This is a genomic window from Sulfitobacter aquimarinus, from assembly GCF_040149565.1.
Classification (GTDB): Bacteria; Pseudomonadota; Alphaproteobacteria; order Rhodobacterales; family Rhodobacteraceae; genus Sulfitobacter; species Sulfitobacter aquimarinus.
The window spans coordinates 199,950-225,475 of the sequence record NZ_JBEFLO010000004.1; the positions used below are offsets into that span (position 1 = coordinate 199,950).

Here is a 25,526-nt window from a genome sequence, read left to right on the forward strand (position 1 = left end):
AATACAAGCGAAGGCGGCGGGGGTGCCTCCCCGCCGCCTTCAGGTCATATGCGGCAGGTTCAGCCGCGGCGGTCGCCGCCGTGTTTGCCCTTGCGGTCGTGGTGCTTTCGACGATCTTCGCGGTCAAGCTGGCCGTCGCCATTGCGGTCCATCCGCTCAACCACATTGCCAAAGCGTTTGTCCATTTCCGCTTGGGTCACAGCACCGTCACCGTCCGCATCCAGCTTCTGGAAGGAATCGACCATCCGTTCGCGGATCATTTGCAGGTAGATGGTCTCGAACTCGGCAAGCGAGATGTCGCCATCACCCGAGGCATCGGCACCGGACACAACGCCATTGCGGAAAGTGTCGATTTCCTCTTGGGTCACAGCACGGTCACCGTTGGCATCGACTTTTTCCATCATCATGCCCATCATACCCCGGCCACCACGGCCATGACGCTCACCGTGATCTTTGCGGAAGTTTGCGCGTTTTGCGTCTGGTGTGTCTGTTTGGGCCTGAACTTGGGCAGGCGCTGTTTCTGTTTCTGTTTCTGTTGCGGTCTGCGCCGTGGCGAACGTCAGGCCGGACACCAGTGTGACAGCAGCGATAAGGCTTACGGGGAGGATTTTCGAGTTTTTCATGTCATACCCTTTCAAGGTTTCTGCTGAGGCTTCCATCGCCTCGGTGATCCCTACTTAGGGGGTCTTGCGCCAAAAGGTTTGTCAGCGCCAATGGCAGTTTGTCGCGATCTGTCGCAAGCCGCAGCGCTGATACATTTTGCGACAATTGAGCCCGCCAAACGGCCGCTCAGCGGTTGATTTCCTTGGGATAACAGGCGCAATTAACAGCACGCGAGGCACAATTGCCCGCAAGGAGAGACGCCGTGCCAGACCCGATTGCCCCCCAGATCCTGATTGTGGACGACGCTCGCGACATTCGCGAGCCGTTGGGCCAGTACCTACGCAAACAGGGGTTCCGCACCCGTCTGGCCGCCCATGCAGCAGAGGCCCGCGAGATACTGGCCGAGGCCACAATACATATGGTGGTCCTTGATATCATGATGCCGGGCGAAGACGGGCTCAGCCTGTGCCGCTGGCTGGTCGCCCATGATGGCCCGCCGGTATTACTGCTGACTGCGATGGCGGATGAAACAGACCGTATTGTCGGGCTTGAACTGGGGGCCGATGACTATCTGGTCAAACCCTTCAACCCGCGTGAATTGCTGGCACGCGTGCGGGCGGTCCTGCGCCGCGCTCCGCCCGAAATTGCCGCGGCGCCCAGCGGCAGACGCCGCTTTGCCGATTGGGTTCATGACCCCGATACATTGAAACTGCACCGCGCCGACGGGCATGTGGTGGATTTGACCTCCGCCGAAAACCGCATCTTGGGCATATTTCTGGATCAACCCCGCACCGTGCTGAGCAGGTCTACCCTGTTGGACCTGACCTCGGGCCGTGAGGCAAAAGCCTATGACCGCGCCATCGACAACCAGATCAGCCGCCTGCGCCGCAAGATCGAAGCCGATCCGAAACAGCCTGCCCTTTTGGTCACCGAATGGGGCGGCGGCTACCGGCTGGTCGCGGAGGTGGCACAGATATGATGATCCGCCACCTCAAAAAGCTCTACCCCGCCGCACTGGCCGGACGCATTGTTTTGCTTTTGGTCGGGACCATTCTGGCCGCCAATCTGATCGCGCTCGCGGTTCTGGGGTTCCAGCAACAGCGCTTTGACCGACAGGCCAGCGAGGACCGCGAGATCGAGCGTATTGCGGCCCTGATCCCTGCGATGGAAGCTGTTGACGGGCAAGTCAGAAAGATAATTGCACGCGATGCCTCTACCCGCTTTGCCCGTGTCCTTGTCGAGGACACGCCGCTGCTGACCAAAACGGCCGATGACAGCCGCGCACAATATATCGCCAGCGTGCTTGCAACCACGCTGGAGCGCAGCGACGTGCGTGTTGCCCTCATTGAACGACCCGTGCCCGCAGGCGCATCCGATCGTCAAACCTTGAGGAAGGCCAAGCGGGTCATCGCCATCACCATGCAGCTTTCTGCGCGGGACGGCCGCGGTGCCTGGCTGAATGTCGTGACCAGCGGCGCCGCGCGGCGGCAAGGGCGATTTGACGCCCAACCCTTCTTTACCGTGCTTGCCTTGTCGCTACTGTGTGTTCTCGCGGTCTCGGTGGCGCTTACCCGCCAGCTTACCAAACCGCTGGGGCAGCTGTCGGTGGCCGCAGAGGCGGCAGGCCGTGGCGACCGCAGCGCCCGTGTGCCCGAAACCGGCCCCCGCGAGATGCGCAAGGCAGCACGGGCGTTCAACGCCATGCAGCAGGAGATTTCGCAATTTGATGCCGAACGGGTGCGTATGCTGGCCGCCGTGGGCCATGATCTTCGCACGCCGATGACCAGCCTGCGGATCAGGGCCGAAATGGTCGATGACGCGTCCCAGCGTGACGCGATGGTGCGCACGCTTGATGAAATGGCTGTGATGGCGGACGGGCTGGTGAGCTTTGCAAAAGAAGGACAGGACGCCGAGCCCCCGCAACCCGTTGTTCTGGCCCCGATGCTTGCCCAATTGTGCGAAGACCGCGGCGTGGCCTTTCAATGCCTCAATGAGGCCGAGGTGACAGGCCGCCGTGTGGGCTTGGGCCGTGCAATCGGAAATTTGGTCGATAATGCAAAACGCTATGGGGACGATGTGGCCGTGACCCTGACCCAAGACAAGCGGTACGCCATTATTGCGGTTGAAGACAACGGGCCCGGCATTCCCGCCGACCGTATCGACACAATGTTCCAGCCCTTCACACGGGGCGATGACAGCCGCAGCGCCGAGACAGGCGGTGCAGGGTTGGGCCTGTCTATTGCCCGCTCGATCATCAACGCACATGGCGGTCGCATCAGGCTGGAAAACAGCCCCGAAGGCGGGCTGCGCGCAACCGTCTCCCTTCCCAAACAATCCTCTTTTGCGTGACCGGCAGGCGCGCCGCTGAAAGCAGCTATCTAAAATTTTCAGAATTTTTGCGCAAAAGCTGCACCCCCTGCGGCAAAGCCCGTGCTACATAACCACCGCAGGTCATTTTGTGCCGTTGACCAATCCCGCGCAGAGTGACAGGACAGACCCGACCCAAACAACCGACCTGACAGGACCCTGCCCGATGAACATGCTCAAGATCGTAGCCGTGCCGATGCACAAAGAAGGGCGCAAGTTTGTCGCCGCCTTCGCCGCCATTTCTGTGGTGTTGGGGCTGATATGGGACCCACTGTTCTGGATTGGCGCGGGGCTGACGGTCTGGTGCTATTACTTCTTCCGCGATCCGGTGCGGATTATTCCGCAACAAGAGGGGCTTGTGATCTCGCCCGCCGATGGCGTTGTCTCGTTGATCGAAGATGTGGTGCCACCTGCGGATATGGGCCTTGGCGATGCGCCGCTGACACGTGTGTCGGTGTTTATGAACGTCTTTAACTGCCACGTAAACCGCGCCCCCGTCGCGGGCAAAGTGGTTGAAGTGGTGTACCACCACGGCAAATTCCTCAATGCATCGCTGGACAAGGCAAGCGTGCATAACGAGCGTAACAGCGTCACGCTTGAGACAGCGAACGGCACCCGCATCGGCGTGGTGCAAATCGCAGGTCTGGTGGCGCGGCGCATCGTGTGTTTCGTGAAGCCGGACGATCACTTGGGCGCGGGCCGCCGCTTTGGCCTGATCCGTTTTGGCAGCCGCTTGGATGTCTACCTGCCCCAAGGCATCGCGCCACTGGTGGCCGTCGGCCAAACCGCCGTCGCAGGTGAAACGATCCTTGCCGATCTGAAGGGCACACAAACCGCCCTGCAAGGCCAGCCCGAATGACCAAGAGCGGTCAGGTCAAACTACGCCATATCGTGCCCAGCATGGTCACGGTCTTTGCCATCTGCGCCGGCATGACCGCCGTCCGGATGAGCCTTGATGGCCGGATCGAGACCGCCTTGTACTTCATCCTGCTGGCCGTCTTTCTGGACGCCGCCGACGGCAAGCTGGCGCGTTTTCTGGACACCGCCAGCCCCTTCGGCGCCGAGCTGGACACGCTGGCGGATTTCTTCAACTTCGGCATCGTGCCGGGGATGTTGTTGTATAATACGCTTTATATCGGGACCGAGTTCGACAACCTGGGCTTTCTGGCGACGCTGGTGCTGGCCGTGTGTTGTGCGCTGCGGCTTGCGCGGTTCAACCTTTCGCTGCGCAGCGATGCCGTGACCCTAAAGCAAAGCGACTATTTCACGGGCGTGCCCGCCCCCGCGCTGGCCTGTCTGGCCCTGATGCCCATCTTCATGCACCTCAACGGTTGGGAGACGACAGACCTGCCGGTCTTGCGGGCGATCTATATCATCGGGGTCGGATTTCTGGCGGTCAGCACGCTCCCCACATATTCGATCAAACACGCAAGCATCAGCCGCGCCTATCTGCCCTATGCAATCATCGCCGCGATGGTTCTGGTGGTCTGCCTCATGGTCTACCCTTGGGCCACGCTAATCACGGTGAACATCCTCTACCTTGGCTCCCTGCCCCTGTCGTACCGCGCCGCCAGCAAGGCCTAAGGCGGACGCGCAGAAACCCGCCGCCTGCGTAGTCTGGCGGTTGGTATTCTGTTGGCACGCCCCCTATGTTAAAAGCAGCGTGAAAAAGGGATACACCCCATGCGATTTGATCCTCATCTGGCTGAAATCCGGTTTGGCTGCGGCCTGTCACCGACCATCGCCCCTGCGCAAAGCACCGCGCAGATGCTGGCGGGTGTGGCAAAGCCTGACGACATGGCCGCCCGCTTTCCGATCGAGCCGTTTGCAGATTTTCAAACCCGCATTGCACAGGGTATCGAATTCAACCAGATCCGTCGCAAAAACCGCGGCTCGGACGAGGCGCTGGCCGCAAAGAAAGCCCGCCGCGTTCTGAACAAGGAAACCCGCATCGCGCAGGTGGGCTGGTTGGGGCAGCACATAAACCGCTGGGTCCACACCGACACACCGCTGCGCGAAAGGCTCACGCTGTTCTGGGCCGACCATTTCACCGCCACAGGCAAGGCGGGGCTGATCCGGCGTGCGGCCTCGCCTTACGTCGAGACGGCGATCCGCCCTCATATCACTGGCCGGTTCGAGGATATGTTGATGTCGGCGGTGCTGCACCCGTTGATGTTGCACTACCTCGATCAGGCGCACTCGGTTGGCGAGAACTCGGCGCAGGCCGCGCGCGGTGGCAAACTGCGCGGGATGAATGAAAACCTCGCTCGTGAGGTGTTGGAGCTGCATACGCTGGGTGTCCATGCAGCCTATACCCAAACCGATGTGCGCGAGCTGGCAGAGCTGTTTACGGGCCTGACCCATACCAAATTCTTTGACCTGCAATTTCGCAAGCAATTCGCCGAACCCGGTACCGAGACAGTGCTGGAGCGTACCTATGGCGGGACCAAAAACCCCCACATCCGCGATGTGAAGGCCGTGTTGCATGATCTGGCCCGCCACCCCGCAACGGCACGCCACATCGCGACCAAGCTGGCGGTGCATTTCACGGGCGACACCCCCGATCCCGCGCTGGTCGCAGCACTCGAGACGCGGTTTCGCGACACCGATGGCGATTTGGCCCAAGTCACCGCAGCGCTGGTTGAACACCCCGCCGCATGGGCGCCGCAGCTGCAAAACGTCAAACCCGCCTTCAACTTTTTGGCCTCGGCCTGCCGTGCGCTGGCCTTGCCCTCAGGTGCCCTGCCGCAGCTTGAAGAGCGTTTGGCGCGGCGTCTAATTGTGCGCCCGATGGGCCAGATGGGGCATTTCTGGGAAAAGCCCGCAGGCCCCGATGGTCTGCCCGAAGAAGACGCCGCGTGGATTTCGCCGCAAGGGGTCGCAGCGCGGCTGCAATGGGCGATTACCGTGCCGCAACAGCTGATGGATGCGCCGCCCGATCCGCGTGATTTTGTGCACAGCGCTCTTGGCCCCCATGCCACAGCCGCAACCGTCTTTGCCGCCAAAGCCGCCGAAAGCCGTTGGGACGGCGTTGGCCTTGTGCTGGCCTCCCCCGCGTTTCAAAGGACTTAAGCCCATGACCGATATCCTGAACCGTCGTGCGTTTTTGGGCCGCTCTGCCTTGCTGGGGTGTTCGCTTGCGGCCAGCCCGCTTGTCACGCCTCTCAGCCTTGCGGCCACGCCGGGGGACAACCGTTTGGTGGTGATCTTGCTGCGCGGCGGGATGGACGGGCTGGACGTGGTGCGCCCCTATGGCGACCCCGCCTATGCCGCGCTGCGCGGTGACGCGGGGCTGACGGGGGACGACAGCGCCATTGATCTGGACGGCTATTTTGCCCTGCACCCTGCCCTGCGCGATCTGATGCCGCTGTGGGACAAGGGGCAGCTTGGCTTTGCCCACGCCGTCTCGACCCCCTACCGCGACAAGCGCAGCCATTTCGACGGGCAGGACCTGCTGGAGGCGGGGCTTGCCGACAGCGCCCAAGGCACCCCGCGCGATGGCTGGCTGAACCGCGTGTTGCAGCATATTCCGCAAAGCGATGCAAAGACCGCCTATGCCATCGGTCAGGACCAGCTTGCCATTCTGGCGGGCCCCTCGCCCGTGCAACGCTGGTCCCCGCAAAGCGATCTGGTCCTCAGCCCCCAAGCGGTTGAACTGGCCCGCCTGATTATGCGGGACGACCCTGCGTTTAATGCGGCCTTTACCCAAGCGCTTGCCATTTCCGACAGTGACGGCGACCGTGTGGCGGTCGAGGCGTCGGACAACCAGATGATGTCGATGGTCAACGCCAATACCAAGCAACGCAAGGGCGTCAGCCTTGAACAGCAGGTCGCAGAGTTTGCAGGCAAGCGGCTGCGCGAGGAAAGCCGCATCGCCTCCTTCTCGATCAACGGGTGGGATACCCACCAGAAGCAGGACAACATCCTGCCGAACGCACTTGGCCGTTTGTCCGATGCGATCCTGACGCTGAAGGACACCGTGCGCGGGCCGGTCTGGAACAAGACCACCGTTGTTGCCGTGACCGAATTCGGGCGCACCGCCCGCATCAACGGCTCTGGCGGGACCGACCACGGCACAGGCGGGTTGATGGTGATGGCAGGCGGCGCGCTGCGCGGGGGCCGCGTAGCGGGCGATTGGCCCGGCTTGCACGAGGCCGCCCTGTATGACCGCCGCGATCTGATGCCCACCCGCGATGTCCGCGCCATGCTGGGCTGGCTGCTGCACGCGAAATTCGGGCTGGAAAAATCTGTGCTGGAGACTGCGATCTTCCCCGGCCTTGATCTGGGCACCGATCCGCGATTGCTGCGCTAGAGCGCGGGCACACCTCGGACGTATCCTTTGATCCCCCACATCAGGTAACATCACTGCTTGCGCGTCTTCGATTGCCGGATTAGAGAATGTAATGGTATTACATTGCACATCACCGGATTCGACAATGCACAAACGCCAGAAAGGCAACCTCGGGGCCACGCGCCTGCGCAAAAAGCGCCGCACGGGCGATCCGATGGACACCTATGACGCACTCCCTCAACCGCTGCGCAACTGGCTGGCGCAGGCATCCCTGCCATGGTCGCCGACCTCTGCCCGCCGCATCTGGAGCCGCGCCCACGCACAGGGCCGCAGCATAGACGATACTTTGCACGCGCTCTCGCTGGCCGAAGCGCGAACATTGGCGCGCGGCCAGCATTCCACCCCTCACTCCCATACCTCCTAAGCCACAAAGGACCCCATCCATGTCACATCTAAAACGCATCGCCGCTGCCGCGGCCTTGTCGCTGGGCCTGTCTGGCGCGGCCACCGCACAGGAAGGCAGCTTTGCCATCTCGGTTGTCTTTGGCCCCACGGCCGAAGTGCCCGACCCGCGTGTCGGCTATAACGGGTGGATGTCCAACCAGACGGGCGTGACCGAGACGCTGATGGGGATCGACTATGATCTGAACCTCTATCCCCGTCTGGCCAGCGGGATCGAGCAACTCTCGCCGACCACATGGCGTGTGACCCTGCGCGAGGGTCTGAAATTCCACGATGGGAGCCCCGTAACCCCGAAGGCCGTGATTGATGCCATTACGCCGATCAGCGTCGAGGACGGCCCTGCCTATAATGCCCGCGTCGCACGGTTGCTTGATCTGGCGGGGATGACTGCCCAAGGCGACAATGCAGTTGTGTTCGAGACAAACAGCCCCAATGCCGCCTTCCGCTGGAGCCTGTCCGACCCCGCAGTCGCCATCATGGGCGCAGCCTCGGACGCCTTCCCGATCAATGCCACAGGCCCGTATATCTTCCGCGAAGCGGTGATTGACCAGCTCTACTGCGCCGAAGCGAATACCGGCTACCGCCTTGGTGCGCCCGGGTTTGAAGAAGTCCGCGTTGTTGCCTCTCCCGACCCCGCCGCTGCGGCACTGGCGTTCGAGGCGGGCGAAGTCGATCTGGTGATCAACTATCCTGAAACCGATTTCGAGCGTATTCAGGAAACCGGTGCGCTTGGCTTTACCTCCCCCACGGCGCGGCTCTACTTCTATTCGGTGAACACGACATCGGGTCCTTTGGCCAATCCGCTGATCCGTCAGGCGGTCTCGCTTGCGATTGACCGTGATGGCATTGTCGAGGCGGTCTTGTCCGGTGTGGGCGGTGTGCCCGCCGGCACCATCTATCCCGCTGGCAAAAGCTGGGCTGCGGATATCACCCCCACCTATGACCCTGCCCGCGCCGAGGAACTGCTGGCGCAGGCAGGCGCGGTAAAGCAAGGCGGCCAGTGGATGCTGGACGGTGCCCCGCTGGAGATTGAGATCCTGACCTATGCGTCCCGCGCCGCACTGCCCCCCACCGCCGAGATCACGCAAGCGTTCTTGCAACAGATCGGCATCAAGGCGACCGTCAATGTTGGCGAATACGGCGCAAGCAATGACGCCTTGAAGGCAGGCGACGGCGATATGTTCCTGCAAGCATGGGTTATGCTGCCGCAGGGCGACCCTGGCGCAGTCCTCGGGTTTTTGGTGGCCAGTGATGGCGGGTCAAACGCCGGCGGCTATACCAGCGCCGCGATGGACCAGCTGTTGAAAGACGGGCAAACCACCTTTGATCCCGCAGTGCGCCAGCGCATCTACACCGAGGTGCAGCAATTGATCGCGGCGGATGTGCCACTGATCCCTGTATTCCATGTCACGCAAGCCAATGTAGGGCGTGCAGGTCTGACCGGTTATCAGGTACACCCGACCGAGACGTATTGGATCACCCATGAGACTGCATTGACCAAATGACACTGACGACTTCCGGCCTGAGCGTTGCACGTTCGGGCCGCACCATTCTACATCCGACAACCCTTTCAATAAAGCCCGGCGAACGTGTCGGGCTTGTTGGCGCGTCGGGCTCTGGCAAATCAACGCTGGGCCATGCGTTGATCGACGCGTTGCGCGCACAGGCGCACAGCGTGGCGCATGTGCCGCAATCCCCGGACGAGGCATTGGACCCGCTGCGCAGAATGTCGTTTCACTGGCGCGAGGCCGAACAGGCGCTGGGCCTGTCCCCTGATCCTGCCCGCCAAAAGGAACTGTTCGCCGCGCTGCGGATCGAGGGCGGCGATCTGCGCAAACGCCCGTGGGGCTGGAGCCGCGGTATGCAACAGCGGTTCGTCATTGCAATGGCCCTGATCGGCACGCCTGATCTGTTGGTGATGGACGAGCCGACCTCGGCGCTGGATCCCGTTGTTGCGGCGGGCACGATGGACCTGCTGGAGGCTTATCTGTCGGCCCGCAAGACCGCGCTGCTGTTGATCACCCACGATCTCGGGCTGGCGGCACGGCGTGTGAGGCGCCTGATGGTAATGGCAGACGGGCGCATCGTTGAAGACGCGCCAACCGCGCATTTCCTTGCCGCCCCCCGAACCGATACGGCAAAGGCGCTATGCGCGCACCGCAACTGGTTGGAACTGCCATGTTAGAGGTTCAAAACATCACGGTGCGGCGCGGCCCCTCTGTGACGCTGCAAGACATCTCTTTCACTCTTGGCGCAGGCAAAACGCTGGCTGTTGTGGGCGAAAGCGGCGCGGGAAAGTCTACTTTGATCGGGGCGATCCTCGGGTTGGTGCGTATATCCTCTGGTCTGATCGCATGGGCGGGCCAGCCCGTGCCGTTGTGCAAACCCGCCCTTGTCATGCAAGAGCCGCGCAGCGCGTTTAACCCGCGCCTGCCCTTGCGCCGCTCTGTGATGGAGCCGCTGGTGGCGCGGCATCTCGCCGTGGATGACACCCGTCTACAGCGCCTGTGCGATGGTCTGGAAATCGCGCCGGCGCTGCTTGACCGGTTGCCGACCGAGGTTTCCATCGGGCAAGCACAACGGGTGGGCATCCTGCGCGCCCTGATCGCGGCCCCGCCGCTGGTCTTGTTTGACGAGCCTCTATCGGCGTTGGATGCGGTCACGCAAAAACACACGGCCCGTCTGATCGCTGATCTTCAGGCCGACATCGGGTTTGCCGCCCTGATTGTGACCCACGACCTTGGCTATGCCGCCGCTTTTGCGGATACCATCACCGTCCTGCGCGCTGGCCGAACCGAAGAAACAACAGCCGCGTCCGATTTCGTGCTGGCCCCACAATCCGCCTATGGGCGCACCTTGCGGAATGCCGCCTTTGCGCTTGGCGCGTTGGAGCAGGTTGCATGATAAGACTGGTGGCTGATCTGGTGCTGCGGGCCGTTGTTGTGTTGGCAGGGACCGCGCTGGCGACCTTTGCGCTGTTGTGGCACGCGCCGGGTGATCCTGCGCTGGCCATTGCTTTGGCCCGCTTCGGGTCGCAGGTGCCTGCGGATGTTGTGGATGAAATCCGCACGCAGGTCGGGCTGGACGGCGGGTTCTGGCCCGCGTTTCAGGGCTGGGTCACTCCGCTGTTGCAAGGTGACTTTGGCAAGTCGTCCGTGACGGGCCGCGAGGTCTGGCCAGACCTTGTGACGGCTATCTCATACTCTTTCCCGCTGGCGTTGATGGGGATGCTTGTCGGTGTCGCACTCTCTGTCCCGCTGGCGCTTCTTGCCACACGCGCCCCGGGTGGTTGGGTGGATAGATGTGCCGTGGCGGTGGCTTCTTTGGGGACTGCGATCCCGCAATTCTGGATGGGGCTTTTGCTGATCTTGCTGTTTGCCGTACATCTGGGATGGCTGCCCGCGATGGGCGCACGGACGCCAACGCACGCGGCTCTGCCCGCGCTGGCACTTGGCCTTGGGGTGGCCGCTTCGTTTACCCGCATTCTCAGGTCAGGCATCCTTGAGGCACGTAGCCAGCCGTTTCTGCCCGCAATAAGGCGGCGCGGCGTGACAGATCGCGCCATCGGGCGCGACCATATCGGCCCCCACGCCGCCGTGCCCGTGGTCACGGTCTTTGGGCTGGAACTTGCGTTCTTGCTGGAGGGGATTGTCGTGTTCGAGATCATCTTTGGCCGCCCCGGCCTTGGCACCACTCTGATCCGCGCCATCCTCGCACGGGATTTCCCGACAATGCAGGCGGTTGTTCTGTTGACCGCCCTCGTTTTTGTCATCGTCAACCTGTCGGTTGATCTGATTTACCGCGCCATTGACCCGCGCATGGGAGCGCGTGATGCGTAGTGTCGTGATGCTGATCTGTGCGCTTGTCGTGCTGGCGGCGGCGGGGCCGTTGCTTGCGCCCCACGATCCGACGGCGATCAACATCCCCGCCCGCCTCAGCCCGCCAGGCGCAGAGTGGTGGCTCGGCACGGATGCCTTGGGGCGCGATATCCTGTCACGGTTGCTGCACGGCGCCCGCTGGTCGCTGGGCCTTGCGTTTGTGATCTCGGTGATGGGGCTGTGCATCGGCACGCTGGCGGGGCTGATTGCAGCCCAAGGTGGCCGTTATGTCGACTGGATCGTCATGCGCACGACCGACAGTTTCCTTGCCTTCCCCGAGCTGGTGGCCGCCGTGGTCATCGCAGGCGTGCTGGGGGCCGGCACGGGCAGTTTGATCTTTGCGCTGACGGTCACCGGATGGATGCGCTATGCCCGCGTGGCGCGTGCCATCGGGCTATCGCTGCAAACGCAGGGCTATGTTGTGCAGGCCCGCCTTGCAGGGTTGTCGCCGTTATACATCGCCCGCTGGCATTATCTACCATCGCTTTTGCCGTCGCTTACCGTTGTCTGGACGGGCATGTTTGCCCGTGCGATCCTTGGCATATCGGCATTGGGTTTCCTTGGCTTTGGCGTACAACCGCCGATGCCTGAATGGGGTACGATGCTGCTGGATGCGCGCATCCACATGCGCTCGACCCCGCTTCAGATGATCTGGCCGGGGCTTGCGGTGGTCATCTGCGTGCTGGTCATCAACATCGCGGGCGATGTATTACGCGACACAGTTGCACGGCAGGACCGAACCGAATGACGAATACGCACAACCCGCCGCTGGCGATCTCGCTGCGCGTCCTCTCTGGCGCGCTGTTTGCGGGGATGCTGATCTGTGCCAAAGCGGTCAGCGCGGATGTCCCGCTGGGTGAGATCGTTTTTTTCAGGTCCGCCTTTGCCCTCATCCCGCTGGTGCTGTTTCTTTGGATAAGACGGGAGTTTCCGCACGGGCTTGCCACCACGCGGCCCCGGGATCATCTGTTACGGGCCGGCTTTGGCGCACTCGCCCTGTTTGCATCTTTTGCCGCCATCGCACGGCTGAACCTCGCCGAAGCGATCCTGATCGCGCAACTTTCCCCGATCCTGATGTCAGTCTCGGCTGTTTTCGTTTTGTCGGAACGGTTGACCCGCTGGCGGGTTGGCGGGCTTGCTTTCGGGTTTGCGGGGGTCGTCGTTATGATGTGGCCAGAGCTGGGCGTGGGAGGCGTTGATAACGCACGCCTCTTGGGTTTCGCTATTGGCTTGGTCGGCGCAACGCTCAGCGCCTTTGCCTTGATTATGGTGCGCAGCCTAAACCGTACCGAAAGCCCGGGGGCGATCGCATTCTATTTTGCGCTGGCGTCTATGGTCGGCGGGCTTGTGACCGCGCCGTGGGGATGGGTTATGCCAGACGGCATGACATTGGTTCTGCTGGTCGGCGCAGGCCTGTTCGGAGGGTTTGCACATATCGCCATGACGATGGCTTTCCGCTATGCCGAAGCAAGCCGCATTGCGCCCTTTGAATATGTCGCCCTGCTTTGGCCGCTACTGGCGGATCTGTTGATTTTTCGACTGCCGCTGACCACGACCTTCCTGATCGCCGCACCTTTGGTGCTTTTGGGCGCCGCTGTCGCCGCCGCCGAGAAGAACAAACCGCAGGTCGCAGCAAAGTAACGCTTTTTAGTTATCGCGCCCTTCGTCATCGCCGCTCATTACGCACGGCGGCTGCATAGCTACAGCCCCCCCCCAGCAGCGCCCGAACGCTGCTGGGGGGTATCATCAAACAATCACGAGCGCGCCAAGCATCCAGCCAATGCCGCCGACAGGTTTGTGATCAGCTGGCGATACATCTGCGGCCCAAGCTCCAGATCAGCGCCCAGCGGGTCCAGCACAGCAGTCTTTGCCTGCGCACCATCCAGAACAGTTGCGACAAGGCCAGCGTTGAACTGCGGCTCTGACAGAACGCAATCAATGCCTTCATCTGAAATGCGCGCCTGTATCTCGGCCACCCGCGCGGGGCTTGGATCCGAGGCGTCACCGATGGAAATCGCGCCCGCTGCGGGGAAGTCAAAGTCGTTCTCAAAGTACTGATACGCGTCATGGAACACGATAAACTGGCGGTCGCGCACGGGATCAAGCGTCGCGGTCACTTCGGCCATCGTCGCTTCGATCTGCGCACGGCCGGCGGCGGCATTGGCAAAATAGGTGCCTGCGTTTTCGGGATCAGCGGCCGACAACTGCCCCGCGATGACGTTCAGCCATGTCATCGCGTTTTGCGGCGACAGCCATGCGTGTGAATCGAGCGCACCATGTGCATGATCGTCATGATTATCATGGTCGTCATGCCCGTGTTCTTCGTGGCCCTCATCGCCATGCTTGTCCTCATGGGCGTGGTCGTCGTGACCTTCTTCTTTATGATCCGCGTGATCTTTGTGGTCTGCGTGGTCGTCATGATCGTCGTCTTCATGCGCCCCGTGAATGTGCTTTTCAAACAGCGCATTGCTGCGCAATTCCAGCGCGGTCGTGCCTTGTGCTTCCAACAATTCGGTCGCAGCGGCGTCAGAGGCCAGCGTTTCAATCCCGTCGGCCATCCATGGCGACAGTTCCGCACCGATCCAAAAGACCAGATCCGCGTCTTGCAACGCCTGTGCCTCGGAGGGGCGGAGGCTGTATTCATGCGGGCTGGCCCCCTGCTGGATCACCAGTTTCGGCACCCCGACACCGGCCATGACTTGCGCGACCAGTGAATGCACAGGGGCAATATCCGCAACGACCTTCGGAGCCTCTGCAAGCGCAGTCCCCCCCAACAAAGTAGCGGCAAGCGAGAGGGAAAGAAGCGTTCTGGACATTGGCGTCTCCATGTGATTTTATAACACTTATCGCTGAATAGATGAAATGTTATATTATGACAAGAGCCACCAAAGCCGGCGCTGCGGCAAAAAGCCCTTTGGGGTTTTGCCTTCACGACCATGACGCCTGCGTGCGCGACGCGCTGGTTGCTGCCGAAACGCGGTGTGCGGCGGGCGGGCTTCGCCTGACGCCCGTGCGGCGCAGGGTGCTAGAGCTGTTGTTGCAAGAGCACCGCGCCCTGGGGGCTTACGCCATATTGGACAGGCTGCGCGAGGAAGGGTTCGGCTCCCAGCCGCCTGTTGCCTACCGCGCGCTGGATTTCCTTGTGGCGAACGGATTGGCCCACAAGATCGAGCGGCTGAACGCCTTTATCGCCTGTGTTCACCCAGACGAGGGGCATACCCCCGCATTCATGATCTGCCGTCTATGTGACGCCGTGGCCGAGACATACTCCTCCCCTGCCCGCGGCGCATTGGGTGACGCTGCCCGTGCAAGCGGCTTTCGCATCGAACGCACCGTGGTCGAAGCCGAAGGCCTCTGCCCCACCTGTATAACCGAGGCCGAGGGGTGAGCCTTCTTGAGGTTGAGGGCGTCAGCGTCCGCTACGGGGCGAAAACGGTGCTGTCGCATGTGTCGCTGCGGGTAGACGCGGGCGAGATCGTGACCATCGTCGGGCCCAACGGCTCGGGCAAGACGAGTTTGCTGCGTGCGATTATCGGGGCGGTCACGCCCGCCAAGGGCCGCGTTATGCGGGGCGACGGCGTGCGCATCGGTTATGTGCCGCAAAAGCTGCATGTGGATGAAACTCTGCCCATTACCGTGTCGCGGTTCCTCAAACTGCCGGGCAATGTGGCGGCGGACGACATTCATCACGCTTTGTCGCAGGCTGGTGTCAGCGAACTGTCGAACGCGCAGCTGTCGCAGCTGTCGGGCGGGCAGTTCCAGCGCGTGATGCTGGCGCGGGCGCTGATCGGGCAGCCCGATCTGTTGCTGCTGGACGAGGCGACACAGGGGCTGGACCAACGCGGCTCGGCCTCTTTTTACAAACAGATCGAACAGGTCCGCCGCGATACAGGCTGCGCCATTTTGATGATCAGCCATGAGCTGCATGTCGTGATGAGCGCGTCTGACCGCGTGATTTGCCTGAATGGCCACGTGTGCTGTGAAGGGACGCCTGCGGTTGTTGCCTCCGCGCCGGAATACCGTGCGCTTTTCGGTAGCGGCACAGGCGGCGCATTGGCGCTGTACCGACATGAACACGACCACGGGCACGACCATGATCACAGCGATCACGCCCACCACCCCCACGACCATTCCGAGGCAGCCCGATAATGTTGGATGATTTTATGGTACGCGCCGCGTTGGCGGGTGTTGGCGTAGCTGTTGCGGCGGCCCCGCTGGGGTGTTTCGTGGTCTGGCGGCGCATGGCCTATTTTGGCGACGCAACAGCCCACGCCGCCATCCTTGGCGTTGCGTTGTCGCTGGCGTTTTCGATGTCGATTTTTGTTGGCACGATGGTTGTGGCCTTGCTGATGGCGCTGACCGTCAGCTTCCTGTCTGACCGCGGGTATGCGATGGACACGCTGCTGGGCGTTCTTGCGCATTCTGCGCTGGCATTCGGACTTGTGGCGGTGTCGTTCATATCGGGCATCCGGATTGACCTTATGGCCTATCTGTTTGGTGACATTCTGGCCGTATCCCGCGCTGATCTGGCAGTGATCTGGGGCGGTGCGGCGCTTGTGGTTGCGCTGATCGGATGGCGCTGGTCCGCGCTGCTCACCGCGACACTGAACGAAGATCTGGCATATGCCAGCGGCATCAAACCCAAGCGAGAGCAATTGGTGCTGACGCTGGCGCTGGCGATCACTGTCGCCGTCGCGATCAAAGTCGTCGGGGTTTTGCTGATTGCGGCGATGCTGATCATTCCCGCTGCTGCGGCCCGCCCGATGTCGCGCACGCCTGAAGGGATGGCCGTGGCCGCCGCCGCCATCGGCACGCTGTCCGTCATTGTCGGCCTGCGTGCCGCCTATGTCTTTGATACCCCCGCCGGCCCGTCGATTGTCTGCGTCGCGGCCATCTCTTTTCTGGCGTCCAGTCTGCTCAAAGGTATCAGAATCCTCGGCTAGGCTCGCTTGACTGCGGTGCCTTTCTGGGCGCGAGTGGCCGTTCGCATGATCTCAGCGCATATCGCATTAAAGACGGGCAGTTCAGCCCCTCATGCGGCTGATATTGCGCGGAAATCTCCCCCGTATTTGCGGCAAGCCGCTTGCGGCGGAAATTCACCTTGTGACCCGCTGGAATATCGGTGATGAAACACGCGTAAAATGTCTTGGTTAATGAGTTGAGGTCGCTATGGGTGATACACTTTTTGTTGGGCACAGTCTGGTCGGGCAAGTCATGCCGACAATGTTCAACAGCTTCATGCAAAGCCAGAACCTTGATATCCACGCCGATGCGCAGGTCACCAATGGCGCGTCTTTGCGCTATAACTGGGACAATGGTGCCAGTGCGCAGGGCGTAAACGCCCGTGCGGTTTTGCCAAGCGGTGACTACGACACCGTGATCGTGACCGAGGCGATCCCCCTTGATGACCAGATCCTGTGGAACGACACCCAAGGCTATGTGGCGCGCTATGCGAACCTTGCCCAGAGCGCGGACCCCGATGCCCAAGTCTATCTTTACGAGACATGGCACGAGATCGGGGCAGATACCAACGCATGGCGGGCCCAGATCGAAAGCGATTTGCCCGCGTGGCAAGGGATTGTCGATGATGTGAACGCAGCTGGCGGCGCCGAGGTTCTGATGATCCCCGCAGGTCAGGCCATGGGCGCGCTACACGACCGGATCGAGGCAGGCGATGTTCCAGGCCTGACCAGCATCCGTGATCTGTTCAGCGACAACATCCACCTCAACGATACGGGCAACTGGTTCATGGCCGCCATCCACGCCTCTGCCGTAGCCGATATAGATGTCGCCATCCTGCCGCTTGAGACGGTCAATGAATGGGGCGTTCCTTATGACGGGCCAGATGCCGCCCTCGCCCGGATCATGGCGGAGGTGATCGACGACACATTCGATGAATTCCTGCCCCACGACACGGCACCGGACACGGGCGAAGAGGACACCCCCGATGCGCCCGATGACACGCCCCCTGACGGCGACGATACCGCCGCCGAGGTCTTTGGCACGGCGGGCAATGATGTGCTGTATCAAGGCACTGGCGATGACACCCTCTTTGGCGGCGACGGCAACGACAGCCTGTATGGCGGCAGCGGCGACGACATGCTGGCGGGCGGCGCGGGCAATGACGTGCTTATCGGGGATGGTGGCAACGATACCCTTGCAGCGGGTGACGGCGCGGACATCGTCAGCGGCGGCGACGGAAACGATCTATTCGTCCTCACAGGCGTGCCAGGCACTGTGTTGATCACCGATTTTGGCGCAAACGGCGCAGAGGACATGATCGACCTCTCCGCGATCGAAGGCTACAGCAGCTTCGATGACGTGGCCGCGGCCACCAGCACCTTTGGCGCAGATACGGTGCTGACCCTGAACGTGCCGGACGGTGTGCTGACGGTGACTGTCAGGTCGGATAACCCGCTGACCAGCAGTGATTTCAGACTGCCCGCCGATCAAACCGACCCCGCCGACGAGCCCGAGGCCCCCACAGGTGTTACCTATGCCCTGGCGGGTGCGGACAGCGGCCATTTCACAGTCGATCCCGTCACGGGCGACATCGACACGATATATTGGTTCGATCCCTCCTACGACCGCGTCTGGGACAGCAACGCCGACCGCATCTATGAGGTCGAGCGGATCGGCTGGGACGCAAATGGCCAAGAGGTCAGCCACAGCTATCACGAGCTGGAAACCACCCCCGATGGCGTCGTCTGGCGCGAAAATGACCGCGCCGCAGACGAGCCCGACGAAACGGCGCCGCCCGCAGATGAGGATAATCCTGCAACCGATGTTGCCACCTACTCGCTGGAGGGCGCGGACGCCTATCACTTTGTCATCGCCCCCGACAGCGGCGAGATCAGCAATGTGTCGTGGTTCGACCCCTCTTATGACCGTGTCTGGGACAGCAACGGCGACCGCATTTATGAGGTCGAGCGGGTCGGCTGGGATGCGGACGGACAAGAGATCAGCCGCACGTCTTTGGAAATGGAAACCACACCTGACGGCCCCGTCTGGCGCGGCCTCGGCAGTGGTACAGAAGAAGCCGCTCCCGATGAGGCCATCGCGCCCTCAAGCTTCCTTTTGGACGGGCCAGACGCCTACCACTTTGTCATCGACCCTGACAGCGGCGACATTGCGAACGCCTCGTGGTTCGACCCCTCCTATGACCGCGTGTGGGACACGAACGGCGACCGCATCTATGAGACCGACCGCGTGGCCCTGTCCGAAGACGGCACTGAAATCGGCCGCGAAGCGCTGGAGATGGAAACCACGCCCGATGGTATCGTCTGGCGCAGTCTGGCGCCGTCGCAAGGTGATGACATCACCGCCGCCCAGATCATGAACGCGCTTGCCCTGCCCGCGGCACAGGATGAAGACGTGCCGCCCGAGCCCGAAGATGATGCTGCTGAGCTGATCTTTTAACCCCTGGGTCGATTAAATCTGCGGGACGGATAAGGCGGCTTGCGTTTTGCCGAAGCATCCGTGCCGTGTCAAAAGCACCTGACGTGCAGCGCCGAACCAATGAAGTCGCCTGCGCATCAATGCCTCCCCGCCCTCTCCGCACAAAAAAAGGGCCGCCCCGTAGGACAGCCCTTTGATCGTCTAATGTAGCGGCAGGTTTAGCCGACCAGCTCAAGACCCGAGAAGAAATACGCGATTTCTTCGGCAGCTGTTTCTGGTGCGTCGGACCCGTGAACCGAGTTTTCGCCAACTGATTCAGCGAATTCGGCGCGGATGGTGCCGGCTTCTGCGTCTGCCGGGTTTGTGGCGCCCATAACTTCGCGGTTTTTCGCGATGGCGTCTTCACCTTCCAGAACCTGTGCAACGATTGGCGCGGAGGCCATGAATTCGCACAGCTCGTCATAGAAGGGACGCTCGGCGTGGACGGCATAGAACGCGCCCGCTTGGGCTTTGCTCAGGTGGATACGCTTGGATGCGACAACGCGCAGACCTGCGTCTTCGAATTTCTTAACAATCGCACCTGTGAGGTTGCGTTTTGTTGCGTCTGGTTTGATGATCGAGAATGTGCGCTCAAGAGCCATGGGTCGTCTCCATTTAAGTGTTAATTTGGCCGCTCCCTAGCACGGGCCTTTGGCCATGAAAAGCGGCGATTGACGAACCGTCCCACATCGGTCACACCCCGCCTTATGCTACGTATATCCGAGATCAACTATTCCGTCGAAGGCCGCCCTCTGTTTGTAGAGGCAAGCGCCGTCATTCCTGATGGCCACAAGGTGGGCCTTGTCGGGCAAAACGGAGCTGGCAAAACCACGCTGTTCCGCATCATCCGCAAGGAGCTGGGGCTGGACGCGGGCGACATCATCCTGCCGTCGCGCGCCAAGATCGGCGGCGTGGCGCAAGAGGTGCCCAGCTCGGAGATGTCGCTGATCAATACCGTGCTGGAGTGCGATACCGAACGCGCCGCCCTGTTGGTCGAGGCCGAGACAGCCACCGACCCGACCCGCATCGCCGATATTCAGGCGCGGCTGGTGGATATTGACGCGTGGACCGCCGAAGGGCGTGCCTCCTCTATCCTCAAGGGCCTCGGGTTTGACGACTACGACCAGCAACAGCCTTGCTCGGCCTATTCCGGCGGCTGGCGGATGCGCGTGGCGCTGGCGGGTGTTCTGTTCGCAGAGCCTGACCTGCTGCTGCTCGACGAGCCGACCAACTACCTTGATCTGGAAGGCGCGCTCTGGCTTGAGAACTACCTGTCGAAATACCCCCATACGGTCATCATCATCAGCCACGACCGCGGCCTGTTGAATCGCGCCGTGGGCGGCATCCTCCACCTTGAGGATAAAAAGCTGACCTACTACCAGGGCAACTATGACCAGTTCGCCAAAATGCGCGCCGAAAAGCGGGCGCAACAAACGGCAGCGGCCAAGAAACAACAGGCGCACAAGGCGCACATGCAGGCCTTTGTGGACCGCTTCAAGGCCAAGGCGTCCAAGGCGAAACAAGCGCAATCGCGGATGAAAGCCATTGAAAAGATGGTGACAATCACCCCGCCCGAGGAAGCAGCGCGCAAGGTCTTTACCTTCCCGCAACCAGACGAGCTGTCGCCGCCGATCATCAGCATCGAGGGTGGATCGACCGGTTATGACAACGGCGTGCCGGTGCTGTCGCGCCTGAACCTGCGCATTGACCAAGACGACCGTATCGCCCTGCTGGGCAAGAACGGTCAGGGCAAATCGACCCTGTCGAAACTGCTCAGCAACCGTTTGGTTCTCTTTGAGGGCAAGGCCATCAACTCCAACAAGTTGCGCATCGGGTTCTTTGCCCAGCATCAGGTTGACGAGTTGATCATCGACGAGACGCCTTTGCAGCATATGATCTCCGCCCGTCCCGGCGTGATTCAATCCAAGCTGCGCGCGCAGCTTGCGGGCTTTGGCCTTGGGCCTGATCAGGCGGACACTACTGTGGGGCGCTTGTCCGGTGGGCAAAAGGCGCGGCTGTCGCTGTTGCTGGCCACGCTGGACGCGCCGCATCTGCTGATCCTCGATGAGCCGACAAACCACCTTGATATCGAGAGCCGCGAGGCGCTGGTTGAGGCGCTGACCCGCTATTCGGGCGCTGTCATTCTGGTCAGCCACGACATGCACCTGCTGTCGATGGTTGCGGACCGTCTGTGGCTGGTCAGCAATGGCACGGTGAAACCTTACGAGGAAGATCTGGAAGCCTACCGCAAGATGCTGCTGACCGTGGAAAAACCCGTCAGCAAAAACGCCCGTCCCAAGGTCGAGGCGCCCAAACCCAAACGCGCCAGCCGCGAAGACATCATCGCCCTGCGCAGTGAGGTCCGCACCGCCGAGGCCCGCGTGACCAAGATCAACGAGATGCGCGACAAGCTGGCGAAAAAACTGGCTGATCCCGCGCTGTATGAAAAAGACAAAGTAGGCGAGCTGGAAGTCTGGAACAAGAAATACGCCGAAGTCATGGGGGCCCTTGAACGCGCCGAAAGCATCTGGATGGACGTGGCCGCCAAGCTCGAGAAAGCCTCCGCATGATGATCGACACCGCCTATATGATCACCGCGTTTGTGACCATGCTGGTCGTGATCGACCCGATCGCGATTGTGCCGATCTTTCTGGCGCTCACCCCGGGGATGAACGCAAAACAACGCGCCCGTATCGCGCTGCGTGCTGTGCTGGTTGCGGGCCTGTTGCTGGCGCTCTTTGCGTTTTTCGGCAAGGCCGTGCTGGGGTTTATCGGCATTTCCATGCCCGCCTTCCGCGTGGCGGGCGGTATCTTGTTGTTCCTGACCGCGATGGACATGCTGTTCGAGCGGCGCACAAAACGCCGCGAAGACAGCTCGGAAACGCCTGAAATTATTGAACAAGACGACCCCAGCGTCTTTCCCATCGCGATCCCGCTGGTCGCAGGGCCCGGTGCCATTGCCTCTGTTATCCTGCTGGTGGGGGAAAAGCCGGGGGGCGAAGGGTTGGTCACGATCCTTGGCATCACGGCGCTTTTGTTGTTGATAATGTACATCTTTTTGCGCCTCTCTAGCCGGCTTGAGCGGGCATTGGGCAAAGTCGCGATCAATGTCATCACCCGTGTTCTGGGCATGTTGCTGGCCGCTTTGTCGGTGCAATTCGTACTGGACGGGTTGGCCGAATACGGGTTCGTCACCCCCCTCAGCTAGCGCCGCCGCCCCTTGGTTAATCCCGCCCTGCCCTTATATTAGCCTCAGCAAAGGGAGCGTGCGATGACATCCGACAATACTGCAAGCCTGATCTACCTTGTCCTTTTGGCCTGCGCCGTGGGCGGCTGGTTCTTTACCCAGAACCGCGATGGCATCGGCAAAATGATGCAGCAGGCGATGATCTGGGGGTTTCTGTTCCTTGGAGTGATCGCGGGCTACGGGCTTTGGAATGATGTGCAGCGGCAGGCGACAAATGACCAGATGCTGCAACTGGGCAATGGCCAGATTATCGTGCCGCGTCAGGCGGATGGGCACTACTACCTCACGCTGGAACTCAACGGGACGCGCATTCCCTTTGTGGTTGATACGGGTGCAACAGACATGGTGCTGACCCGCGCCGATGCCGCCCGTGCGGGGCTGGAGCCTGACACGCTCAACTTCATCGGCCGTGCGAATACGGCCAACGGTGTGGTGCAAACCGCCCCTGTTCGCATCGGCACGGTGCGTTTGGGCGATGTGACGGACACCGACGTGCGCGCCTCTGTCAATGGCGGCGAGATGGGCGGATCGCTGTTGGGCATGGGCTATCTTGAGAAATGGGGCAAGATCGAGATTTCGGGCGGTGAGCTGCGCCTCACGCGGTAAGGACCTCGCAAGCACCGCGTCAGACAGACACGCTCGCCAGAATTTTGTCGCGTGCGCATTGGCCTTTGGGGGCGTTCTCAATGACCTTGCCGCGCCGCAACACGACAATCTGGTCAGCCAGTTCAAATGCAAAATCAAAGTATTGCTCGACTAGCACAATCGCCATATTCCCCCGATCGCGCAGCAGGCCGATGACCTTGCCGATGTGTTGGATGATGTTGGGCTGAATGCCCTCTGTCGGCTCGTCCAGCAACAGCAATTTCGGCTTGGTAATCAGAGCGCGTGCGATGGCCAACTGCTGTTGTTGGCCGCCAGATAGGTCACCACCGCGGCGGTGCGACATTTCTTGCAACACGGGGAACAGCTCGAAAATATCGTCGGGGATGAAATGCTCGGACCTTGGCAGGCAGGCGAACCCCGTTTGCAGGTTTTCGCGCACGGTCAGCAGCGGGAAAATATCGCGCCCCTGCGGCACATAGCCGACCCCCAGTTGCGCCATACGGTGCGCCCCGACGCGTCCCACGGTCTTGCCGTCACAGGCCAGCTCTCCGCCCGAGCGCGGGTGCGTGCCGGAGATCGCCCTCAGCAGGCTGGTCTTGCCAACGCCATTCGTACCCATCACGCATGTCACCTCGCCCGGTTTGGCCTGCATCGAGATGTCGTAGAGGATCTGCGAATTGCCATAGTGCAGGGTAAGGTTTTGTACATCCAACATATTCTAACGCCCCAGATAGACGTCGATCACGTCTTGGTTTTTGGTCACATGGTCCAGACTGCCTTCGGCAAGGACCGCGCCTTCGTGCAGAACGGTCACCTTGCACTGCAGGCGGCGCACGAACTCCATGTCATGCTCCACCACGACCACGGCGCGGGTTTTGGCCGCCTCCACAAGGATCGCGGTCGTCTTTTCCCGCTCTGCCGGGGTCATGCCTGCGGCAGGTTCATCTACCAACAACAACTTGGGCTCTTGCGCCAGTAACATCCCGATCTCGAGCCATTGCTTTTGCCCGTGGCTCAACTCTCCCGACACACGCAGCAGCGCATCGGCAAGGCCGATCTGCTCGGCCAGCTCGGACACGCGGGCAAAGTCGGCGCGGGAGGGTTTGAAGAACAAGACAGACAGCGGTGCGCGGTCTTTGCGCAGGGCCATCATCAGGTTTTCCTGCACGGTCTGCTCTTCGAAGACGGTGGGTTTCTGGAACTTGCGCCCGATGCCCGATTGCGCAATCCGCGCCTCGGACATCCCGATCAGCGATACGCTCTTGTCGCCCCACAGGATATAGCCCGCGTCGGGGCGGGTCTTGCCCGTGACAATGTCCATAAAGGTGGTTTTGCCCGCACCGTTCGGCCCGATCACGGCGCGCAGCTCGGCATCCGCAATCTGGAACGACAGGTTGTTGATCGCCCGAAACCCGTCAAAGCTCACCGTGACGCCCGAGACTTCCAAAAGGGTGCTCATGACTGCGGCTCCTTTGTTTTGCGTTTGAGAAGGTCGATCAGGCCGCCGATGCCGTTTGGTGCGTAAAGTGTGATCAGCACAAAGCTGAGCCCCAGCAGCACCAGCCACCAATCGACCCATTTGACGGTGTAGAACCCCAGCGACAGGTCCGGCGCCTGCCCGCCTGTGAACCAGCTTGAGACTAGGCTGACAAAAGCCGTCCCGATCACCGCACCATAAAGCCGCCCACGCCCGCCGATCGCCACCCAAACCGCAAGGTAGATAGACGCGATGGGCGCGACTTCGGCAGGATTGATGATGCCCGCCTGCGGGTAATAGAGCGCGCCTGCGATGCCCGCGATACAGGCCGTAAGGGTGAAGACGGCCAGCTTGTAGGTTTCGACCGCGTAGCCCAGAAACCGCACGCGGGCCTCATTGTCGCGGATGCCGCGAATGACCGATCCGAATTTGCCCGAGACCACCCACGCCACCAAAAGATAGCCCAGCCCAAGCGCCAGCGCCGAGGCCCAGAAGAACCAGAGCGAGACAACTGACTGCGGTGCCGTGACACCGGGCAGGTTCTGCAACCCCGACAGCCCGTTATTGCCACGCAAGCCGCTGGCGTTCTGGAACAGATAGAGCGACAGGCCCAGTGTCATCGCTTGGGTCAGGATCGACAGGTAGACGCCCGTCACACGGCTGCGAAACGCGAGCCAGCCAAACACCAACGCCAGCAGCCCCGGCACCAGCACCACAAAGGCCAGTTGCATGGTCAGACTGTCCGCAAAGGCCCAGATCAGCGGGAAATCACTGCTGCCCACAACGCCGAAAATCTGGTTGCCGATGCCTGTGCTGATCTCTTCGGGCGTGGGCGGCAGCACCCCTTCCGACAGAGAGCTTTCAACGATCTGGCGCGTGCGTTCATACATCAGCCACATACCGATCATGTAACCGCCAAGCCCGAAGAAGGCGAAATGCCCCAGCGACAAAATCCCTGCATAGCCCCAGATCAGATCCATCGCGATGGCGATCAGACACAGGCACAAAGTCTTGCCCAAGACCTTTACAAAACTGGTCGAGATCAGGCCCACGCCAAAGCCTTCGGACAAGACCGTGACCGTCAGAGTGAACAACGCAAGGATCGACAAAAAGATCAGGACCGACGGATTGCGTGCAATGAAAGAGCGTTCCATAATC

At 61.4% G+C, this 25,526-nt stretch carries 26 protein-coding genes; 20 read left to right on the forward strand and 6 right to left on the reverse strand.

The genetic code is table 11. The features are described from left to right. Nucleotides 1–59 precede the first annotated feature (59 nt). Nucleotides 60–623 carry an EF-hand domain-containing protein gene (locus tag ABMC88_RS10350; RefSeq protein ID WP_349576804.1) on the reverse strand — a complete coding sequence of 188 codons (564 nt, stop codon included), beginning with the start codon at nucleotides 621–623 and terminating at the stop codon, nucleotides 60–62. Between the two features lie 242 nt (nucleotides 624–865). Here ABMC88_RS10350 and ABMC88_RS10355 point away from each other — a divergent pair, with 242 nt between their 5' ends. The 13 genes from ABMC88_RS10355 (at nucleotide 866) to ABMC88_RS10415 (ending at nucleotide 13,242) form a co-directional block, all read left to right on the forward strand. Further along, the gene (locus ABMC88_RS10355; RefSeq protein WP_349576805.1) at nucleotides 866–1,582 is read left to right on the forward strand and encodes a response regulator; all 717 of its coding nucleotides are present in this window, start codon (nucleotides 866–868) and stop codon (nucleotides 1,580–1,582) included. Then, a complete protein-coding gene (locus ABMC88_RS10360; RefSeq protein ID WP_349576806.1) occupies nucleotides 1,579–2,952 on the forward strand; it encodes an ATP-binding protein in 1,374 nt (457 codons plus the stop codon). Before ABMC88_RS10355 ends, ABMC88_RS10360 begins: the two co-directional genes overlap by 4 nt. Before the next feature lie 184 nt (nucleotides 2,953–3,136). Further along, on the forward strand, nucleotides 3,137–3,829 hold the full coding sequence (locus tag ABMC88_RS10365; RefSeq protein WP_349576807.1) for a phosphatidylserine decarboxylase: 693 nt from the start codon (nucleotides 3,137–3,139) through the stop codon (nucleotides 3,827–3,829). After that, on the forward strand, nucleotides 3,826–4,554 hold the full coding sequence (locus tag ABMC88_RS10370) for a CDP-alcohol phosphatidyltransferase family protein (RefSeq protein ID WP_349576808.1): 729 nt from the start codon (nucleotides 3,826–3,828) through the stop codon (nucleotides 4,552–4,554). Before ABMC88_RS10365 ends, ABMC88_RS10370 begins: the two co-directional genes overlap by 4 nt. 99 nt (nucleotides 4,555–4,653) lie before the next feature. Beyond that, nucleotides 4,654–6,042 (forward strand): DUF1800 domain-containing protein, encoded by a 1,389-nt coding sequence (locus ABMC88_RS10375; RefSeq protein WP_349576809.1) that lies wholly within the window; start codon nucleotides 4,654–4,656, stop codon nucleotides 6,040–6,042. A 4-nt stretch (nucleotides 6,043–6,046) separates the two neighbouring features. Then, entirely contained in the window at nucleotides 6,047–7,282 is a 1,236-nt protein-coding gene (locus ABMC88_RS10380; protein ID WP_349576810.1) for a DUF1501 domain-containing protein, read from the forward strand. A 124-nt stretch (nucleotides 7,283–7,406) separates the two neighbouring features. Further along, complete coding sequence (locus tag ABMC88_RS10385) at nucleotides 7,407–7,685, forward strand: DUF6525 family protein (RefSeq protein ID WP_349576811.1); 279 nt, start codon at nucleotides 7,407–7,409, stop codon at nucleotides 7,683–7,685. Between the two features lie 19 nt (nucleotides 7,686–7,704). After that, nucleotides 7,705–9,228: an ABC transporter substrate-binding protein gene (locus ABMC88_RS10390; protein WP_349576812.1), complete on the forward strand. Its 1,524-nt coding sequence runs from the start codon at nucleotides 7,705–7,707 to the stop codon at nucleotides 9,226–9,228. Then, nucleotides 9,225–9,908: an ATP-binding cassette domain-containing protein gene (locus ABMC88_RS10395; protein ID WP_349576813.1), complete on the forward strand. Its 684-nt coding sequence runs from the start codon at nucleotides 9,225–9,227 to the stop codon at nucleotides 9,906–9,908. The genes ABMC88_RS10390 and ABMC88_RS10395 overlap by 4 nt, the downstream gene beginning before the upstream one ends. After that, nucleotides 9,902–10,627, forward strand: a complete 726-nt coding sequence (locus ABMC88_RS10400) for an ABC transporter ATP-binding protein (RefSeq protein ID WP_349576814.1) — start codon at nucleotides 9,902–9,904, stop codon at nucleotides 10,625–10,627. Before ABMC88_RS10395 ends, ABMC88_RS10400 begins: the two co-directional genes overlap by 7 nt. Beyond that, nucleotides 10,624–11,562 carry an ABC transporter permease gene (locus ABMC88_RS10405; RefSeq protein WP_349576815.1) on the forward strand — a complete coding sequence of 313 codons (939 nt, stop codon included), beginning with the start codon at nucleotides 10,624–10,626 and terminating at the stop codon, nucleotides 11,560–11,562. The genes ABMC88_RS10400 and ABMC88_RS10405 overlap by 4 nt, the downstream gene beginning before the upstream one ends. Next, nucleotides 11,555–12,349 (forward strand): ABC transporter permease, encoded by a 795-nt coding sequence (locus ABMC88_RS10410; protein WP_349576816.1) that lies wholly within the window; start codon nucleotides 11,555–11,557, stop codon nucleotides 12,347–12,349. The genes ABMC88_RS10405 and ABMC88_RS10410 overlap by 8 nt, the downstream gene beginning before the upstream one ends. Next, nucleotides 12,346–13,242, forward strand: coding sequence for a DMT family transporter (locus tag ABMC88_RS10415; protein WP_349576817.1), 897 nt, complete (start codon nucleotides 12,346–12,348; stop codon nucleotides 13,240–13,242). The genes ABMC88_RS10410 and ABMC88_RS10415 overlap by 4 nt, the downstream gene beginning before the upstream one ends. 113 nt (nucleotides 13,243–13,355) lie before the next feature. Here ABMC88_RS10415 and ABMC88_RS10420 read toward each other — a convergent pair whose 3' ends face one another. Beyond that, nucleotides 13,356–14,417, reverse strand: coding sequence for a zinc ABC transporter substrate-binding protein (locus ABMC88_RS10420; protein ID WP_349576818.1), 1,062 nt, complete (start codon nucleotides 14,415–14,417; stop codon nucleotides 13,356–13,358). Between the two features lie 56 nt (nucleotides 14,418–14,473). On the opposite strand from ABMC88_RS10420, the gene ABMC88_RS10425 reads away from it, so the two are divergent. The 4 genes from ABMC88_RS10425 to ABMC88_RS10440 all read left to right on the forward strand — a co-directional run bounded on the left by ABMC88_RS10425 (nucleotide 14,474) and on the right by ABMC88_RS10440 (nucleotide 19,020). Further along, nucleotides 14,474–14,989, forward strand: coding sequence for a transcriptional repressor (locus ABMC88_RS10425; RefSeq protein ID WP_349576819.1), 516 nt, complete (start codon nucleotides 14,474–14,476; stop codon nucleotides 14,987–14,989). Then, a complete protein-coding gene (locus ABMC88_RS10430; RefSeq protein ID WP_349576820.1) occupies nucleotides 14,986–15,750 on the forward strand; it encodes a metal ABC transporter ATP-binding protein in 765 nt (254 codons plus the stop codon). Before ABMC88_RS10425 ends, ABMC88_RS10430 begins: the two co-directional genes overlap by 4 nt. Further along, nucleotides 15,750–16,544, forward strand: a complete 795-nt coding sequence (locus tag ABMC88_RS10435) for a metal ABC transporter permease (protein WP_349576821.1) — start codon at nucleotides 15,750–15,752, stop codon at nucleotides 16,542–16,544. Before ABMC88_RS10430 ends, ABMC88_RS10435 begins: the two co-directional genes overlap by 1 nt. A gap of 226 nt (nucleotides 16,545–16,770) precedes the next feature. Then, nucleotides 16,771–19,020 (forward strand): calcium-binding protein, encoded by a 2,250-nt coding sequence (locus ABMC88_RS10440; RefSeq protein WP_349576822.1) that lies wholly within the window; start codon nucleotides 16,771–16,773, stop codon nucleotides 19,018–19,020. Between the two features lie 197 nt (nucleotides 19,021–19,217). Here ABMC88_RS10440 and ndk read toward each other — a convergent pair whose 3' ends face one another. After that, nucleotides 19,218–19,640, reverse strand: a complete 423-nt coding sequence (gene ndk / locus ABMC88_RS10445) for a nucleoside-diphosphate kinase (RefSeq protein WP_349576823.1) — start codon at nucleotides 19,638–19,640, stop codon at nucleotides 19,218–19,220. A 105-nt stretch (nucleotides 19,641–19,745) separates the two neighbouring features. On the opposite strand from ndk, the gene ABMC88_RS10450 reads away from it, so the two are divergent. From ABMC88_RS10450 to ABMC88_RS10460, 3 genes are all read left to right on the forward strand, one after another. Then, nucleotides 19,746–21,608 (forward strand): ABC-F family ATP-binding cassette domain-containing protein, encoded by a 1,863-nt coding sequence (locus tag ABMC88_RS10450; RefSeq protein WP_349576824.1) that lies wholly within the window; start codon nucleotides 19,746–19,748, stop codon nucleotides 21,606–21,608. Further along, nucleotides 21,605–22,246 carry a MarC family protein gene (locus tag ABMC88_RS10455; protein WP_349576825.1) on the forward strand — a complete coding sequence of 214 codons (642 nt, stop codon included), beginning with the start codon at nucleotides 21,605–21,607 and terminating at the stop codon, nucleotides 22,244–22,246. Before ABMC88_RS10450 ends, ABMC88_RS10455 begins: the two co-directional genes overlap by 4 nt. A 63-nt stretch (nucleotides 22,247–22,309) precedes the next feature. Next, nucleotides 22,310–22,891, forward strand: coding sequence for a retropepsin-like aspartic protease family protein (locus ABMC88_RS10460; protein ID WP_349576826.1), 582 nt, complete (start codon nucleotides 22,310–22,312; stop codon nucleotides 22,889–22,891). Nucleotides 22,892–22,910: 19 nt separating this feature from the next. Here ABMC88_RS10460 and urtE read toward each other — a convergent pair whose 3' ends face one another. Genes urtE through urtC form a run of 3 tightly spaced genes read right to left on the reverse strand, consistent with a single transcriptional unit; the run spans nucleotide 22,911 to nucleotide 25,522 of the window. Next, a complete protein-coding gene (gene urtE, locus ABMC88_RS10465; protein WP_349576827.1) occupies nucleotides 22,911–23,606 on the reverse strand; it encodes an urea ABC transporter ATP-binding subunit UrtE in 696 nt (231 codons plus the stop codon). 3 nt (nucleotides 23,607–23,609) lie between these two features. Then, nucleotides 23,610–24,350, reverse strand: coding sequence for an urea ABC transporter ATP-binding protein UrtD (gene urtD / locus ABMC88_RS10470; RefSeq protein WP_349576828.1), 741 nt, complete (start codon nucleotides 24,348–24,350; stop codon nucleotides 23,610–23,612). Continuing rightward, nucleotides 24,347–25,522 (reverse strand): urea ABC transporter permease subunit UrtC, encoded by a 1,176-nt coding sequence (gene urtC / locus ABMC88_RS10475; RefSeq protein ID WP_349576829.1) that lies wholly within the window; start codon nucleotides 25,520–25,522, stop codon nucleotides 24,347–24,349. Before urtC ends, urtD begins: the two co-directional genes overlap by 4 nt. Between the last annotated feature and the right edge of the window lie 4 nt (nucleotides 25,523–25,526).